Origin of the sequence: Streptococcus sp. 4155, assembly GCF_013276695.1 — a bacterium.
Lineage (GTDB): Bacteria > Bacillota > Bacilli > Lactobacillales > Streptococcaceae > Streptococcus > Streptococcus pseudopneumoniae.
Genome location: NZ_VMLM01000070.1, coordinates 16,274 through 31,375, shown reverse-complemented (window position 1 = coordinate 31,375; position 15,102 = coordinate 16,274). Strand labels below are relative to the sequence as shown.

The window sequence follows — 15,102 nt, the reverse complement described above, 5'->3', positions numbered from 1 at the left end:
AAAAAGATCAAGGATGCTTTCTTGCATCTTGAAGAGAGGGGAATTTTGACCCTAATTGGTCGAAAACCTTCCCAACATTATCTTTCTGACTATTTTTTATACTCAATGAAAATCAAAGAGCAAACTAGGAAACTAGCCGCAGGTTGCTCAAAGCACTGCTTTGAGGTTGCAGATAAGACTGACGAAGTCAGGAACCATACCTACGGCAAGGCGACGTTGACGTGGTTTGAAGAGATTTTCGAAGAGTATTAATACTAGGAAAAGGACAGTTAAAACCTTCTGTGTTATACTAGAGATATGTTAGATTTGAAAGAATACGGTATTGTCATGTGGCCGGAGGAGAAGATTATTTCTTTCCGTGAGAAACTTCTCAGTTGGTATGATGAAAACAAAAGAGATTTACCCTGGCGTAGAAGTAAAAATCCTTATCATATCTGGGTCTCTGAAATTATGCTCCAGCAGACCAGGGTGGATACGGTTATTCCTTATTATGAACGATTCTTGGACTGGTTTCCAACAGTGGAAAGTTTGGCGAATGCACCTGAGGAGCGTTTACTGAAGGCTTGGGAAGGTTTGGGTTATTATTCTCGAGTTCGTAATATGCAGGCTGCAGCCCAGCAGATTATGGCTGACTTTGGGGGTCAATTTCCAAACACCTATGAAGGAATTTCTAGCTTGAAAGGGATTGGTCCTTACACAGCAGGAGCCATTTCCAGTATTGCTTTTAACTTGCCTGAGCCAGCTGTAGATGGTAATGTCATGCGGGTTTTGGCGCGTCTGTTTGAAGTCAACCACGATATTGGGATTCCAAGTAATCGAAAAATTTTTCAGGCAATGATGGAGATCTTGATTAATCCGGATCGTCCGGGTGATTTTAATCAAGCATTGATGGACTTAGGGTCTGATATTGAGTCTCCTGTAAATCCCAGACCTGAAGAAAGCCCAGTCAAGGACTTTAGTGCGGCATATCAGAATGGAACCATGGACCGTTATCCAATTAAATCTCCTAAGAAAAAGCCGGTTCCTATTTATCTTAAAGCCTTAGTTGTGAAAAATTCTCAAGGACAATTTTTACTTGAAAAAAATGAAAGCGAAAAGCTCTTGGCAGGTTTTTGGCATTTCCCCTTTATAGAAGTTGATAACTTTTCGCAAGAAGAGCAGTTTGACCTCTTTCATCAGGTTGCGGAAGAAAGTGTGAACTTTGGTCCCAGTCCAGAAGAGAGTTTTCAGCAGGACTATGACCTAGATGTTGATTGGCTTGATGTTTGTTTTGATACAGTCCAGCATGTTTTTAGTCATCGAAAATGGCATGTACAGATTGTAGCAGGTCAGGTGAGTGACTTCCATGATTTTTCAGATAGGGAAGTTCGTTGGCTTTCACCAGAAGAATTCAAGAATTACCCACTTGCCAAACCCCAACAAAAAATCTGGCAGGCTTATGCAAAAGCCAACTTAGACAGTAACAAAGACTAGCTATCGTGTCTTCTTGTTATTTTTTTGGTATAATAGTAGAGAAAAAGGTGAACATATGAAAAAAATACTAATTGTAGATGATGAGAAACCAATCTCGGATATTATCAAGTTTAATATGACCAAGGAAGGTTACGAAGTTGTAACTGCTTTTAACGGTCGTGAAGCGCTAGAGCAATTTGAAGCAGAGCAGCCAGATATTATTATTTTGGATTTGATGCTTCCGGAAATTGATGGTTTAGAAGTTGCTAAGACCATTCGTAAGACAAGTAGTGTACCTATTATCATGCTGTCGGCTAAAGACAGCGAATTTGATAAGGTTATCGGTTTGGAGCTTGGGGCGGATGACTATGTAACCAAACCCTTCTCCAATCGTGAGTTGCAGGCGCGTGTTAAAGCTCTTCTGCGTCGTTCTCAACCTATGCCAGTAGATGGGCAGGAAGCAGAAAGTAAACCTCAACCTATCCAAATTGGGGATTTAGAAATTGTTCCAGACGCCTACGTGGCTAAAAAATATGGAGAAGAACTAGACTTAACCCACCGTGAGTTTGAGCTTTTGTATCATTTGGCATCGCATGCAGGTCAAGTCATTACGCGCGAACACTTGCTTGAGACTGTCTGGGGTTATGACTATTTTGGTGATGTCCGTACGGTTGATGTGACTGTCCGACGTCTGCGTGAGAAGATTGAAGATACGCCCAGCCGACCAGAGTATATCTTGACGCGCCGTGGTGTAGGGTATTACATGAGAAATAATGCTTGATTTACTGAAACAAACCATTTTTACCAGAGATTTTATCTTTATTCTGATTTTGTTAGGTTTCATCCTTGTTGTGACCCTCTTATTACTAGAGAATAGACGTGATAATATTCGATTGAAGCAAGTCAATCAAAAGGTTAAAGATTTGATTGCAGGAGATTATTCCAAGGTTCTTGATATGCAAGGTGGGTCTGAAATCACCAATATTACCAATAATTTGAATGACTTGTCGGAGGTTATTCGTCTCACTCAGGAAAATCTAGAACAAGAAAGTAAGCGGCTAAATAGTATTCTGTTTTATATGACAGATGGGGTCCTTGCGACCAATCGTCGGGGGCAGATTATCATGATTAACGATACAGCCAAGAAGCAACTGGGGTTGGTTCAGGAAGATGTTCTGAATAGAAGCATTTTGGAAGTACTCAAGATAGAAGAAGACTATGAATTGCGTGATTTGATTACCCAAAGTCCAGAATTGTTGCTAGATTCCCAAGATATCAATGGCGAATATTTGAACCTTCGAGTTCGCTTTGCCTTGATACGTCGAGAGTCTGGCTTTATTTCAGGTTTGGTGGCTGTTTTGCATGATACGACGGAGCAGGAGAAGGAAGAACGCGAACGGAGACTCTTTGTTTCCAATGTTAGCCATGAGTTACGGACTCCTTTAACCAGCGTGAAATCCTATCTTGAAGCCTTGGATGAGGGGGCTTTGTGTGAAACTGTAGCACCAGACTTTATCAAGGTGTCTCTGGACGAAACCAACCGTATGATGCGCATGGTGACGGACCTCCTTCATCTTTCACGGATTGATAATGCCACCAGTCACTTGGATGTGGAACTGATTAACTTTACTGCTTTTATTACCTTTATCCTCAATCGTTTTGACAAGATGAAAGGACAGGAAAAGGAAAAAAAATATGAGTTGGTGAGAGATTATCCCATCAATTCTATCTGGATGGAAATTGATACAGATAAGATGACGCAGGTTGTCGACAATATTTTAAATAATGCTATTAAGTATTCGCCAGATGGGGGTAAAATCACTGTCAGAATGAAGACAACTGAAGACCAGATGATTTTATCCATTTCTGACCAGGGTTTGGGGATTCCTAAGCAGGATTTACCACGTATCTTTGACCGTTTCTATCGTGTGGATCGTGCTAGAAGTCGTGCACAAGGTGGTACAGGTCTAGGACTGTCTATCGCTAAAGAAATTATCAAACAACATAAGGGCTTTATTTGGGCCAAGAGTGAATACGGCAAGGGTTCAACCTTTACCATTGTGCTCCCTTATGATAAGGATGCAGTGAGAGAAGAAATATGGGAGGATGAAGTAGAAGACTAGAATGAGTGAAACAGGCTTTAAATACAGTATTTTAGCGTCGGGTTCCAGTGGAAATTCTTTTTATCTGGAAACTTCAAAAAAGAAGTTTTTAGTGGATGCAGGCTTGTCTGGCAAGAAAATTACCAGTCTGCTAGCTGAAATTAACCGCAAGCCAGAAGACCTGGATGCCATCTTGATTACCCATGAGCATTCAGATCATATCCATGGAGTAGGCGTTTTGGCTCGCAAGTATGGTATGGATCTTTATGCCAATGAAAAGACTTGGCAGGCTATGGAAAATAGCAAGTATCTTGGCAAGGTAGATTCTTCACAAAAGCATATCTTTGAAATGGGTAAAACCAAAACATTTGGAGATATCGACATCGAGAGTTTTGGTGTAAGTCATGATGCAGTCGCACCGCAGTTCTATCGCTTTATGAAGGATGATAAGAGTTTTGTCATGCTGACTGATACAGGTTATGTTAGCGATCGTATGGCGGGAATTGTCGAAAATGCGGACGGCTATCTTATTGAGTCCAATCATGATGTAGAGATTTTGCGAGCAGGTTCTTACGCTTGGCGACTCAAACAACGAATCCTATCTGACCTCGGTCACCTTTCTAACGAAGACGGTGCTGAAGCTATGATTCGTACCTTGGGAAACCGCACTAAGAAAATCTACCTTGGTCACTTGTCCAAGGAAAACAATATCAAGGAGCTGGCTCACATGACCATGGTCAATCAGCTAGCACAAGCTGATCTGGGAGTTGGAGTAGACTTTAAGGTTTATGATACCTCACCAGATACCGCAACACCATTGACAGAGATATAGAAAGAACGCTGAGAAGGTGTTCTTTTTATATTGACTGAACACCTAAAAAGTAATACAATGGTGTTACCATTAAAAAAGGGAGCACAAAAGATGGCTACTATTACATTAAAAGTTTCTGAAGCCGATAAAACATTTATGAAAGCAATGGCTAAGTTTGAAGGAGTTTCTCTGTCGGAACTGATCCGCACCAAAACTCTTGAAGCCCTAGAAGATGAATACGATGCTCGTGTGGCAGATTTAGCCTATCAAGAGTATTTAGAAGACTTGGAAAAAGGAGTTGAACCCATTACTTGGGAAGAAATGATGCATGATTTAGGCTTGGAGGATGAATAATTTGTATAAATTAGTTCCGACAAGACGTTTTATCAAGCAATTGAAAAAATTGGACCGTTATACGCAGAAGCTAATTACAAACTATTTACAAACCAATGTTTTGGAAGACCCAAGACGACACGGAAAGGCTTTGGTTGGTAATCGCGTTGGTCAATGGTGCTATAGAATTGGTAATTATCGAGTTATCGTACAAATTGTAGATGATGAATTAGTCATTGCTACTCTAGAAGTTGGTCATCGGAGAGATATTTATTGAATTACTTTTTTCAAGTAAATTTTCATTCTTTTAAATATGATATAATAGGGCTTACAATACAAGAGAGATTGCTTTATGGCAATAGATATTAGTGAAGAGCAGTTGGCTAAGGAGTCTGCTGATTTATTAAAAATACTTTTAAAAGATAGAACAACAAAGAAAAATATAGTTTGGGCGACGCATTCTTATAACTTGTTAGGAAAAGGCTTTAGTCCTAGTGATAGTATTAGTCCAAGTAAGGTTACTGGAAACTATGCTAACTTGATTCAGCCCAGATCTGAAAAATCCAAGTATGAGCAAAAAGATCGTACAAAAATAAGGGCAGAAGTGTTTACACCAACTTGGTTGGTCGCAAAGCAAAATGGATATGTGGAAGCCGACCTTGAAGCTCTGGATCTTGAAGATTATATCCAAGTGCGATGGCTAGAAATTACCTGTGGTGAAGCACCTTATATGGTAACTCGCTATGATACAGTGACTGGTAAGGAAATTCCATTATCTGAACGAGTTGGTTTTGTTGATAGAAAATTGCAGCGCATTAGTCGTGAGGTCTCAGATGAAGTCACCTTTTATGAATTTGTAAAAAAAGCTTATCGAGCTTCTTATGGCTATGAGTATCAAGGAGATTCTCTCCTTTTGGCGCGTGAGAATCTTTTGGCAACTTTTGAGGACTATTATCTAGCTAAGACTGGAAATCAACCAACATTAGAGCAAAAGAAAGAAATTGCGACTATTATTTCTTACAATGTCTTTCAGATGGATGGATTGAAAAAAAGTAGTCCTTATTCAGCTAAACAAAGGCAATCTCAACAATTGAGTTTGTTTGCGGATGAGCTAGAGGTCCAAGATGTAGAAGAATCTAAAACCCATATCAAAGACTGGAAAAAGAATAGAATGATAGGTTTTGAGCGCCTATCTAGCGAGGAAAGTGAAATGAAATTTGATGTCGTGATAGGAAATCCGCCGTATCAGGAAATAGGAGAAGCTAGAGATGAGCCGATATATCACTATTTTATTGATGAAGCTTATAAAATCGCAGATAAATCTATACTAATCACCCCAGCAAGGTTTTTATTTAAAGCTGGTCAAACTCCTAAAAATTGGATGGAAAAGATGCTTGAAGACAAGCATTTAAAAGTTCAATTCTATGAACTTAAAAGCGGTAAAGTATTTACAGGAACGGATATTAAGGGTGGAGTAGCAATAACTTATCGTGATGTTGATAAAGATTTGGGACCAATCGGAGTATTTACTATTTTTGAAACTTTGAATGGTATTGTAAAAAAAATCGAAAAACATCCAGAATTTGAAACTTTTTCTGATTTAGTTTATCCTCAAGGTATTTATAGATTTTCAGATGAACTTTTTTCTGATTATCCAAATGCTGAAAAGCTGCAAGGAAAAGGGACAAAAAATAAAATTGTTTCGAAATCACTAACTCAGTTAGATTTTGTTTTCAAAAACAACGAAGAAAAAGACCATGTTGCTCTACTTGGAAGAATTGGCTCCGAACGTGTTTATCGATATATTAATAAAAAATATTTAGATTTACCGGAAACATTCGAAAATTATAATGTTTTTGTACCAGAAGCTAATGGAAGTGGTGCCTTAGGTGAAGTCTTATCAACACCCCTAATCGGGCATACAGATACTTTTTTATCTATTGGTAATTTTAAAACAAAATTTGAAGCCGATGCTTGTATTAAATTTATTAAAACTAAATTCGCTAGAGTATTATTAGGTGTTTTGAAAGTTACTCAGCATAATTCACGCAAAACTTGGTATTACGTCCCACTCCAAGACTTCACGGTCAATTCAGACATTGATTGGACACAATCAGTGGCTGATATTGACCGCCAGCTTTATCAAAAATATGACCTTTCTCCTGAGGAAATTTCCTTTATTGAGACTCATGTAAGGGAGATGGATTAGAAAAGTATTTTTATTTGACAAATAGCGCTCAGTGATCTATAATTGACACATAGGATTAGGTCAGGAAGCATACGATGCCCTGACCCTTTTTGTACTTATGAGATGAGAAAGTCATTTGTTAGATAAATTGACTTGGTTAGCAAACGTTCAAAAAAGGAATACTTATGCCAGTAGAAATTAAAACCACTAAAGAGATTCATCCTAAAATCTATGCCTACACCACACCGACAGTAACCAGTAATGAAGGCTGGATTAAGATTGGGTATACAGAACGTGATGTCACACAACGTATCAAGGAGCAAACGCATACAGCTCATATAGATACAGACATATTATGGACTGGTGATGCAGCTTATACAGAAGAGCCTGATAAGGGGAAAACTTTCAAGGATCATGATTTCCACCATTTCTTGTCTTTCCATGATGTAGAACGTCGTCCTAAGACGGAATGGTTCTATTTTAATGGAACTCCTGAAAAATCTAAAAATCTATTCGATAAATTTGTTCAGCATGATTTGTCTGGTTATCAACCTGGAAAAGGACAGGACTATACTCTGCGACAAGAGCAAGAAGAAGCAGTTGCTAAGACATTAGCTTATTTCCAAGAACATGCTGGAGGCAAATTTCTCTGGAATGCCAAGCCACGCTTTGGTAAAACCTTGTCTACCTATGACCTAGCTCGACGGATGGAAGCTGTCAATGTCCTAATTGTAACAAACCGCCCTGCCATTGCTAACTCATGGTATGATGATTTTGAAACATTCATAGCAGGTCAGACGACTTACAAGTTTGTTTCTGAATCAGATAGCCTTAAGAGTCGTCCAACTTTGTCACGTAAAGAATTTGTTGGTATTTTAGATGACGATGTAAGACAACTTGCTTTTATCAGTCTCCAAGACTTGAAAGGTTCTGTTTATTTAGGTGGAGAGCACGATAAACTCAAATGGGTGACTGATCTGCATTGGGATTTGTTGGTTATTGACGAGGCTCATGAAGGAGTTGATACCTTCAAGACTGACCAAGCCTTTAATAAGATTCGACGGAATTTTACTCTGCATTTGTCAGGTACACCATTTAAAGCATTGGCTAAGGGAGATTTTACCGAGGAGCAAATCTATAACTGGTCTTATGCTGATGAGCAGGCAGCCAAAACTATTTGGTCGCCTGAGCAAGAAGAGGAAAATCCATATGAAACCTTACCTCAGTTAAATCTCTTTACCTATCAAATGTCTCAGATGATTGGTGAAGAGCTAGAGAAAGGTGCTCAACTTGATGGTGAAAATATTGACTATGCTTTTGACTTGAGTGAATTTTTCGCTACAGATGATAAAGGTAAATTTATCCATGAGCAAGATGTCAAAAATTGGTTAGATACTCTGTCAAGCAATGAAAAGTATCCATTTTCAACCAAAGAACTTCGGAACGAACTCAAGCATACTTTTTGGCTGTTGGAGCGTGTAGCCTCAGCTAAGGCTTTAAAAGCACTACTAGAAGAACACCCCATCTATGAAAACTATGAGATCGTTCTAGCTGCTGGTGACGGACGTATGTCCGAAGAAGACGATAAAGTCAAACTCAAATCCTTGGACTTGGTTAGAAAAGCGATAGCAGGTAATGATAAAACCATTACCCTATCCGTCGGTCAATTGACGACAGGTGTCACTATCCCTGAGTGGACAGGTGTATTGATGTTATCGAATTTGAAATCACCTGCACTTTATATGCAGGCCGCTTTCCGTGCTCAAAATCCTTACTCATGGATCGATAACAAAGGAAATCACTTTCGCAAAGAAAGAGCCTATGTATTTGACTTTGCGCCGGAAAGAACCTTGATTCTCTTTGATGAGTTTGCCAACAACTTATCGCTTGCGACTGCAGGAGGCGGCGGGACTTCGACAACTCGTGAAGAAAATATTAGAGAATTATTAAACTTCTTTCCAGTTATTGCCGAAGACCGTGCTGGTAAGATGGTTGAAATTGATGCCAAGGCGGTTCTAACCATTCCTCGCCAGATAAAAGCTAGAGAAGTTCTTAAACGTGGCTTTATGTCCAATCTATTATTTGATAATATTAGCGGTATTTTCCAAGCTAGTCAAACAGTTCTAGATATTTTAAATGAGCTGCCAGTTGAAAAGGAAGGGAAGGTACAAGATAGTTCTGATTTATTAGACTTTTCAGATGTTACAGTCGATGATGAGGGAAATGCAGTAGTAGACCATGAAATTGTAGTTAATCAGCAAATGCGACTTTTTGGTGAAAAAGTTTATGCGCTGGGTGAGTCAGTTACAGAAGTGATGGCCCAGAATGAGGAAAAATCTCATAGGAAGTTGGCTTCTGAGTTGAGTCAAACAGTTTCTCCAGTGATTGTAGAAGATTTAAAAGCTGAATACAACTTTAAAACTCGGGAAACAGACCAAATCAAGAAACAAATTACAGCAACATTTGAGAATGAAATTCGAAAAAATGATATCGAAAGAAAAATTTCTGAAGCTCATATCAGGGAAGAATTGCAGCAACAAATTAAAGAAGCAGTTGATAAGGAGCAAAAGGATAAGATTCAAGAAGATTTTGATAAACGTTTAGAAGAAAATAATCTCATTCACAAAGAAAAACTAGAGCAAACACTCAAAAAAGAAGTAGAGAAAATGCCTGAGAGATTTATCGAACAGGTTGAGAGAAAACGTGTTGAGCAGTTGAAACAATCAGCTCAAGATGAGATTCGTGACCATCTTCGTGGATTTGCACGAACCATCCCAAGTTTTATTATGGCTTATGGCAATCAATCTCTAACACTTGATAATTTTGATACCTTTGTTCCTGAGCAAGTCTTCTTTGAGGTGACTGGTATTACGATTGATCAATTTCGTTATTTGAGAGATGGAGGACAAGATTTTGCAGGACATCTCTTTGATAAAGCAACATTTGACGAAGCTATTCAAGAATTTCTTCGCAAGAAAAAGGAGTTGGCGGATTATTTTAAAGACCAAAAAGAAGATATTTTTGACTATATTCCACCACAGAAAACCAATCAGATTTTCACTCCTAAACGGGTAGTGAAGAGGATGGTAGATGATCTTGAAAAAGAAAATCCAGGAATATTTGATGATCCATTTAAGACATTTATTGATTTGTACATGAAGTCTGGTCTCTATATTGCTGAACTTGTTAAGCGACTATATAATAGCGAAGGTTTGAAAGATGCATTTCCAAATTCTGAAGAACGCTTAAAACATATCTTAGAAAACCAAGTTTATGGATTTGCTCCGTCTGAGATTATCTATAACATTTCCACTAATTTTATATTTGGCAATCTTTCTAAAGATATCAGTAGGAAGAATTTTGTTTTAGCAGATACCATTCCAGCGGCTAAAGAAGGGCGCATTCAAAAGTTGGTTGATTCCTATTTTGAAAATAATTAAAAAGAAGGCTGAGTCAAAATTCTTTGAAATCAGAAAAAACGCATAAGATAAGGTATTGACAATCCTTGGTATTATGCGTTTTATTGTGGGAAGATGTATAATGGATTGAAATAAGATATGAACAAATCGAGTAGGAAAGGAAAATTGATTTATAGAAATGTTTTAGTAGTCGATGCGTACCGTTATAGATTCAATGCACTATAAAATCTGAAGAAAGCAATTTTTAACCAGATCTTAGAAGCAGTTGTGTACTACTCTAACTTCAATAGACTATATCATACAGCTAAAAAAAACAACTCCCTGATGATTCAAGGAGTTGTCTATAGTTAAATTAATTTTTAGAAGCTTCTTAGAATTCTGGATTTTTCCATGCTTCGTCAATAATAGCTTGCAATTCTTTAGCAGATGCTTGCATTTTTTGAGTTTCTGCATCGTTCAATGGAATGTTTACTGGACGAACGATACCGTGTGCTCCAACGATAGCTGGTTGACCGATAAAGACGTTCTCAATTCCGTATTGACCTTCTTGGAATACGGAAAGTGGAAGTACTGCGTTTTCATCGTCAAGGATTGCTTTAGTGATACGAGCGAGGGCTACAGCGATACCGTAGTATGTAGCACCTTTCTTGTTAATGATTGAGTATGCAGCGTCGCGAACAGAAATGAAGAGTTCTACAAGGTCAGCTTCATTCAAGTCACGGTTAGCTTGCAACCATTGTTCCAATTTTACACCGGCAACGTTAGCATGTGACCAAACGGCAAACTCAGAGTCACCGTGTTCACCCATGATATAGGCGTGAACTGAACGAGCGTCAACACCGATTTTTTCAGCAAGGGCTTGACGGAAACGAGCTGAGTCAAGTGAAGTACCTGAACCGATAACGCGTTCTTTAGGGAAACCAGAGAATTTCCAAGTTGAGTAAGTCAAAACGTCAACTGGGTTAGCAGCAACAAGGAAGATACCTTTGAAACCTGATTCAACAACTTGAGTTACGATTGATTTGTTGATAGCAAGGTTTTTACCTACAAGGTCAAGACGAGTTTCACCTGGTTTTTGAGGTGCACCTGCAGTGATCACAACAAGGTCAGCGTCTGCACAGTCAGAGTATTGAGCTGCATAGATTTTTTTAGGTGAAGTGAAGGCAAGGGCGTGACTAAGGTCAAGCGCATCACCAACAGCTTTTTCATGCAATTGTGGAATTTCGATAATTCCAAGCTCTTGTGCAATTCCTTGGTTAACAAGTGCAAAAGCGTAAGATGAACCTACAGCACCATCACCGACAAGGATAACTTTTTTGTGTTGTTTAGTTGAAGTCATTGTTCTAAACATCTCCTTAATTTTATTAGGGGATTTTCCCTAGACAACTTCATTCTATCACTTTTAAAAAACTTTGTCACGAATATGCCGTATAGTTCTCTATGTAAACGTTTTAGTGGTTTAGAGGCTGAAATAGATGGAAATTTATGGTATAATGTTGTTACTTACTAATTGTGAAATGAGGCATTTATTAATGCAGGATAAAAATTTAGTGAATGTCAATCTGACAAAGGAGATGAAGGCTAGCTTTATCGACTACGCCATGAGTGTTATCGTAGCGCGAGCTCTTCCTGATGTTCGAGATGGCTTAAAACCTGTTCACCGTCGCATTCTCTACGGAATGAATGAATTGGGTGTTACTCCAGACAAACCCCATAAAAAATCTGCTCGTATTACAGGGGATGTCATGGGTAAATACCACCCACACGGGGATTCCTCTATTTATGAAGCCATGGTCCGTATGGCTCAATGGTGGAGCTACCGTTACATGCTTGTAGATGGTCATGGGAATTTTGGTTCCATGGATGGAGATAGTGCTGCCGCTCAACGTTATACCGAGGCACGTATGAGCAAGATTGCTCTGGAAATGCTTCGTGATATCAACAAAAATACAGTTGATTTTGTTGATAACTATGATGCCAATGAACGGGAACCCTTGGTCTTGCCAGCGCGTTTTCCAAACCTTTTGGTTAATGGAGCAACTGGTATTGCTGTTGGGATGGCAACCAATATTCCACCTCATAATCTAGGTGAAACCATTGATGCAGTGAAGTTGGTCATGGATAATCCTGAAGTGACTACCAAGGAATTGATGGAAGTCTTGCCTGGTCCAGATTTTCCAACAGGTGCCCTTGTCATGGGGAAATCAGGTATCCACAAGGCTTATGAAACAGGTAAAGGTTCGATTGTCCTACGTTCTCGTACCGAAATCGAAGAAACTAAGACTGGCCGTGAGCGCATTGTTGTAACAGAATTTCCTTATATGGTCAACAAAACCAAGGTGCATGAGCATATTGTTCGCTTGGTTCAGGAAAAACGCATTGAGGGGATTACAGCAGTACGTGATGAGTCAAACCGTGAGGGTGTTCGATTTGTTATTGAAGTCAAGCGTGATGCGTCAGCCAATGTTATCCTCAATAATCTTTTCAAGATGACCCAGATGCAAACCAACTTTGGTTTCAATATGCTGGCTATCCAAAATGGTATACCGAAAATTTTGTCTCTTCGTCAGATTTTGGATGCTTATATCGAGCACCAAAAAGAAGTAGTTGTTCGTCGTACACGTTTTGATAAGGAAAAAGCGGAAGCGCGCGCTCATATCTTAGAAGGTCTCTTGATTGCGCTAGACCATATCGACGAAGTGATTCGTATCATTCGTGCTAGTGAAACGGATGCGGAAGCACAAGCTGAGTTGATGAGTAAGTTTAAGCTTTCTGAACGTCAAAGTCAGGCCATCCTAGACATGCGTCTTCGTCGTTTGACAGGTTTGGAACGCGATAAGATTCAATCTGAGTATGATGACCTCTTGGCTCTGATTGCGGACTTAGCGGATATTCTTGCTAAGCCTGAACGTGTTTCTCAAATCATCAAAGACGAATTGGATGAAGTTAAACGTAAATTTTCCGATAAACGCCGTACAGAGTTGATGGTTGGACAGGTCTTGAGTCTCGAGGATGAGGACTTGATTGAAGAATCGGATGTCTTAATTACCCTTTCTAACAAAGGATACATTAAACGTCTGGACCAAGCTGAATTTACTGCTCAAAAACGTGGGGGTCGTGGTGTCCAAGGAACAGGAGTGAAAGATGATGACTTTGTTCGTGAGTTAGTGTCAACTAGCACCCATGATCATCTGCTCTTCTTCACAAATAAAGGACGAGTTTATCGTTTGAAAGGTTATGAAATTCCTGAGTATGGTCGGACTGCCAAAGGGCTACCAGTAGTCAATCTCTTGAAATTGGATGAAGACGAAAATATTCAGACGGTTATCAATGTTGAGTCTGATCGCAGTGATGATGCTTATCTCTTCTTTACAACCCGTCACGGTATTGTGAAGAGAACCAGTGTTAAGGAATTTGCCAATATTCGTCAAAATGGTCTCAAAGCGCTGAATTTAAAGGATGAAGATGAGTTAATCAATGTCTTGTTGGCGGAAGGAGATATGGATATTATCATTGGTACCAAGTTTGGTTATGCAGTTCGCTTTAATCAATCAGCCGTTCGTGGTATGAGTCGTATCGCCACTGGTGTGAAAGGTGTTAACCTTCGTGAAGGAGACACAGTTGTTGGTGCCAGCTTGATTACTGATCAAGATGAGGTTCTTATTATCACAGAAAAAGGATATGGTAAGCGTACAGTCGCTACTGAATACCCAACAAAAGGTCGTGGTGGTAAGGGAATGCAGACAGCTAAAATTACCGAAAAAAATGGCTTGCTGGCCGGTCTTATGACTGTTCAAGGGGATGAGGATTTGATGATTATCACTGATACAGGTGTCATGATTCGAACCAATCTTGCCAATATTTCACAAACAGGACGCGCAACTATGGGAGTTAAAGTAATGCGCCTGGATCAAGATGCTCAGATAGTGACTTTCACAACGGTTGCGGTGGCAGAAAAAGAAGAAGTTGGGACAGAAAATGAAACAGAAGGTGAAGAATAATGTCTCATAAAAATAATAAAAAGAAAAACAAGCGAAAAAATCTGCTGACAAATATCCTAGCAGGATTTCTGATATTACTGTCACTGGCTTTGATTTTTAATGCGCAAATTCGAAATATTTTCATAGTCTGGAATACCAATAAGTATCAAGTTAGCCAGGTATCAAAAGAAAAATTAGAAGAAAATCAGGATACAGAAGGCAATTTTGACTTTGATTCTGTCAAAGCTATCTCTTCGGAAGCTGTTCTAACTTCTCAATGGGATGCTCAAAAATTACCAGTTATTGGGGGAATTGCAATTCCTGAATTGGAAATGAATTTGCCGATTTTTAAAGGACTTGATAATGTTAATCTCTTCTACGGAGCTGGTACAATGAAACGCGAGCAAGTAATGGGGGAAGGAAATTATAGTCTAGCTAGTCACCATATCTTTGGTGTTGATAATGCTAATAAAATGTTATTTTCTCCTTTAGATAATGCTAAAAATGGCATGAAGATTTATCTAACCGATAAAAATAAAGTTTATACTTATGAAATACGTGAAGTCAAACGTGTGACACCGGATCGTGTTGATGAAGTTGATGATAGAGATGGGGTCAATGAAATCACATTAGTAACCTGTGAAGACCTTGCTGCTACAGAACGTATTATTGTCAAAGGTGATTTGAAAGAAACAAAAGATTATTCACAAACATCTGATGAAATTCTAACAGCTTTCAATCAACCATATAAACAATTTTATTAATACAAATCAGTGAAATCATGGATTTCACTGATTTTTTAAGATTTTCATAAAAA

General features: G+C 38.9%; 11 protein-coding genes and 1 pseudogene. 11 read left to right on the top strand and 1 reads right to left on the bottom strand.

What is annotated here, in order from left to right; genetic code table 11:
- The 9 genes and pseudogenes from HT715_RS11995 to HT715_RS08820 all read left to right on the top strand — a co-directional run.
- Window positions 1-252 (top strand): annotated as a pseudogene (locus HT715_RS11995) (hypothetical protein); the annotation flags it as partial.
- A 45-nt stretch (window positions 253-297) separates the two neighbouring features.
- On the top strand, window positions 298-1,473 hold the full coding sequence (gene mutY / locus HT715_RS08855) for an A/G-specific adenine glycosylase (RefSeq protein ID WP_138707156.1): 1,176 nt from the start codon (window positions 298-300) through the stop codon (window positions 1,471-1,473).
- A gap of 55 nt (window positions 1,474-1,528) precedes the next feature.
- Window positions 1,529-2,233: a response regulator YycF gene (gene yycF / locus HT715_RS08850; protein ID WP_000722069.1), complete on the top strand. Its 705-nt coding sequence runs from the start codon at window positions 1,529-1,531 to the stop codon at window positions 2,231-2,233.
- Window positions 2,226-3,575, top strand: coding sequence for a cell wall metabolism sensor histidine kinase VicK (vicK, locus tag HT715_RS08845; protein ID WP_138707155.1), 1,350 nt, complete (start codon window positions 2,226-2,228; stop codon window positions 3,573-3,575). The genes yycF and vicK overlap by 8 nt, the downstream gene beginning before the upstream one ends.
- A gap of 1 nt (window position 3,576) precedes the next feature.
- On the top strand, window positions 3,577-4,386 hold the full coding sequence (locus HT715_RS08840) for an MBL fold metallo-hydrolase (protein WP_050223089.1): 810 nt from the start codon (window positions 3,577-3,579) through the stop codon (window positions 4,384-4,386).
- A gap of 90 nt (window positions 4,387-4,476) precedes the next feature.
- Complete coding sequence (locus HT715_RS08835) at window positions 4,477-4,719, top strand: DUF6290 family protein (protein ID WP_050223090.1); 243 nt, start codon at window positions 4,477-4,479, stop codon at window positions 4,717-4,719.
- A 1-nt stretch (window position 4,720) separates the two neighbouring features.
- Window positions 4,721-4,975: a type II toxin-antitoxin system RelE/ParE family toxin gene (locus HT715_RS08830; protein WP_050971375.1), complete on the top strand. Its 255-nt coding sequence runs from the start codon at window positions 4,721-4,723 to the stop codon at window positions 4,973-4,975.
- Between the two features lie 75 nt (window positions 4,976-5,050).
- Window positions 5,051-6,907, top strand: a complete 1,857-nt coding sequence (locus HT715_RS08825) for an Eco57I restriction-modification methylase domain-containing protein (protein WP_172922916.1) — start codon at window positions 5,051-5,053, stop codon at window positions 6,905-6,907.
- A 164-nt stretch (window positions 6,908-7,071) separates the two neighbouring features.
- Window positions 7,072-10,326: a DEAD/DEAH box helicase family protein gene (locus HT715_RS08820; RefSeq protein WP_138707152.1), complete on the top strand. Its 3,255-nt coding sequence runs from the start codon at window positions 7,072-7,074 to the stop codon at window positions 10,324-10,326.
- A gap of 349 nt (window positions 10,327-10,675) precedes the next feature.
- Here the strand turns inward: HT715_RS08820 and HT715_RS08815 are convergent, their stop codons facing one another.
- Window positions 10,676-11,644 carry an L-lactate dehydrogenase gene (locus HT715_RS08815; protein ID WP_000204723.1) on the bottom strand — a complete coding sequence of 323 codons (969 nt, stop codon included), beginning with the start codon at window positions 11,642-11,644 and terminating at the stop codon, window positions 10,676-10,678.
- A gap of 193 nt (window positions 11,645-11,837) precedes the next feature.
- On the opposite strand from HT715_RS08815, the gene gyrA reads away from it, so the two are divergent.
- Both gyrA and srtA read left to right on the top strand, forming a co-directional pair.
- Window positions 11,838-14,306 (top strand): DNA gyrase subunit A, encoded by a 2,469-nt coding sequence (gene gyrA, locus HT715_RS08810; RefSeq protein ID WP_001153001.1) that lies wholly within the window; start codon window positions 11,838-11,840, stop codon window positions 14,304-14,306.
- The gene (gene srtA / locus HT715_RS08805; RefSeq protein WP_050146515.1) at window positions 14,306-15,049 is read left to right on the top strand and encodes a sortase SrtA; all 744 of its coding nucleotides are present in this window, start codon (window positions 14,306-14,308) and stop codon (window positions 15,047-15,049) included. The genes gyrA and srtA overlap by 1 nt, the downstream gene beginning before the upstream one ends.
- Window positions 15,050-15,102: the final 53 nt, after the last annotated feature.

Bases quoted from the DNA above. Each gene is read 5' to 3' on its own strand.
- gyrA (WP_001153001.1), top strand. From the start codon at position 11,838: ATGCAGGATAAAAATTTAGTGAATGTCAATCTGACAAAGGAGATGAAG.
- HT715_RS08835 (WP_050223090.1), top strand. From the start codon at position 4,477: ATGGCTACTATTACATTAAAAGTTTCTGAAGCCGATAAAACATTTATG.
- yycF (WP_000722069.1), top strand. From the start codon at position 1,529: ATGAAAAAAATACTAATTGTAGATGATGAGAAACCAATCTCGGATATT.
- HT715_RS08815 (WP_000204723.1), bottom strand. From the start codon at position 11,644: ATGACTTCAACTAAACAACACAAAAAAGTTATCCTTGTCGGTGATGGT.
- HT715_RS08840 (WP_050223089.1), top strand. From the start codon at position 3,577: ATGAGTGAAACAGGCTTTAAATACAGTATTTTAGCGTCGGGTTCCAGT.
- HT715_RS08820 (WP_138707152.1), top strand. From the start codon at position 7,072: ATGCCAGTAGAAATTAAAACCACTAAAGAGATTCATCCTAAAATCTAT.
- vicK (WP_138707155.1), top strand. From the start codon at position 2,226: ATGCTTGATTTACTGAAACAAACCATTTTTACCAGAGATTTTATCTTT.
- srtA (WP_050146515.1), top strand. From the start codon at position 14,306: ATGTCTCATAAAAATAATAAAAAGAAAAACAAGCGAAAAAATCTGCTG.
- HT715_RS08825 (WP_172922916.1), top strand. From the start codon at position 5,051: ATGGCAATAGATATTAGTGAAGAGCAGTTGGCTAAGGAGTCTGCTGAT.
- mutY (WP_138707156.1), top strand. From the start codon at position 298: ATGTTAGATTTGAAAGAATACGGTATTGTCATGTGGCCGGAGGAGAAG.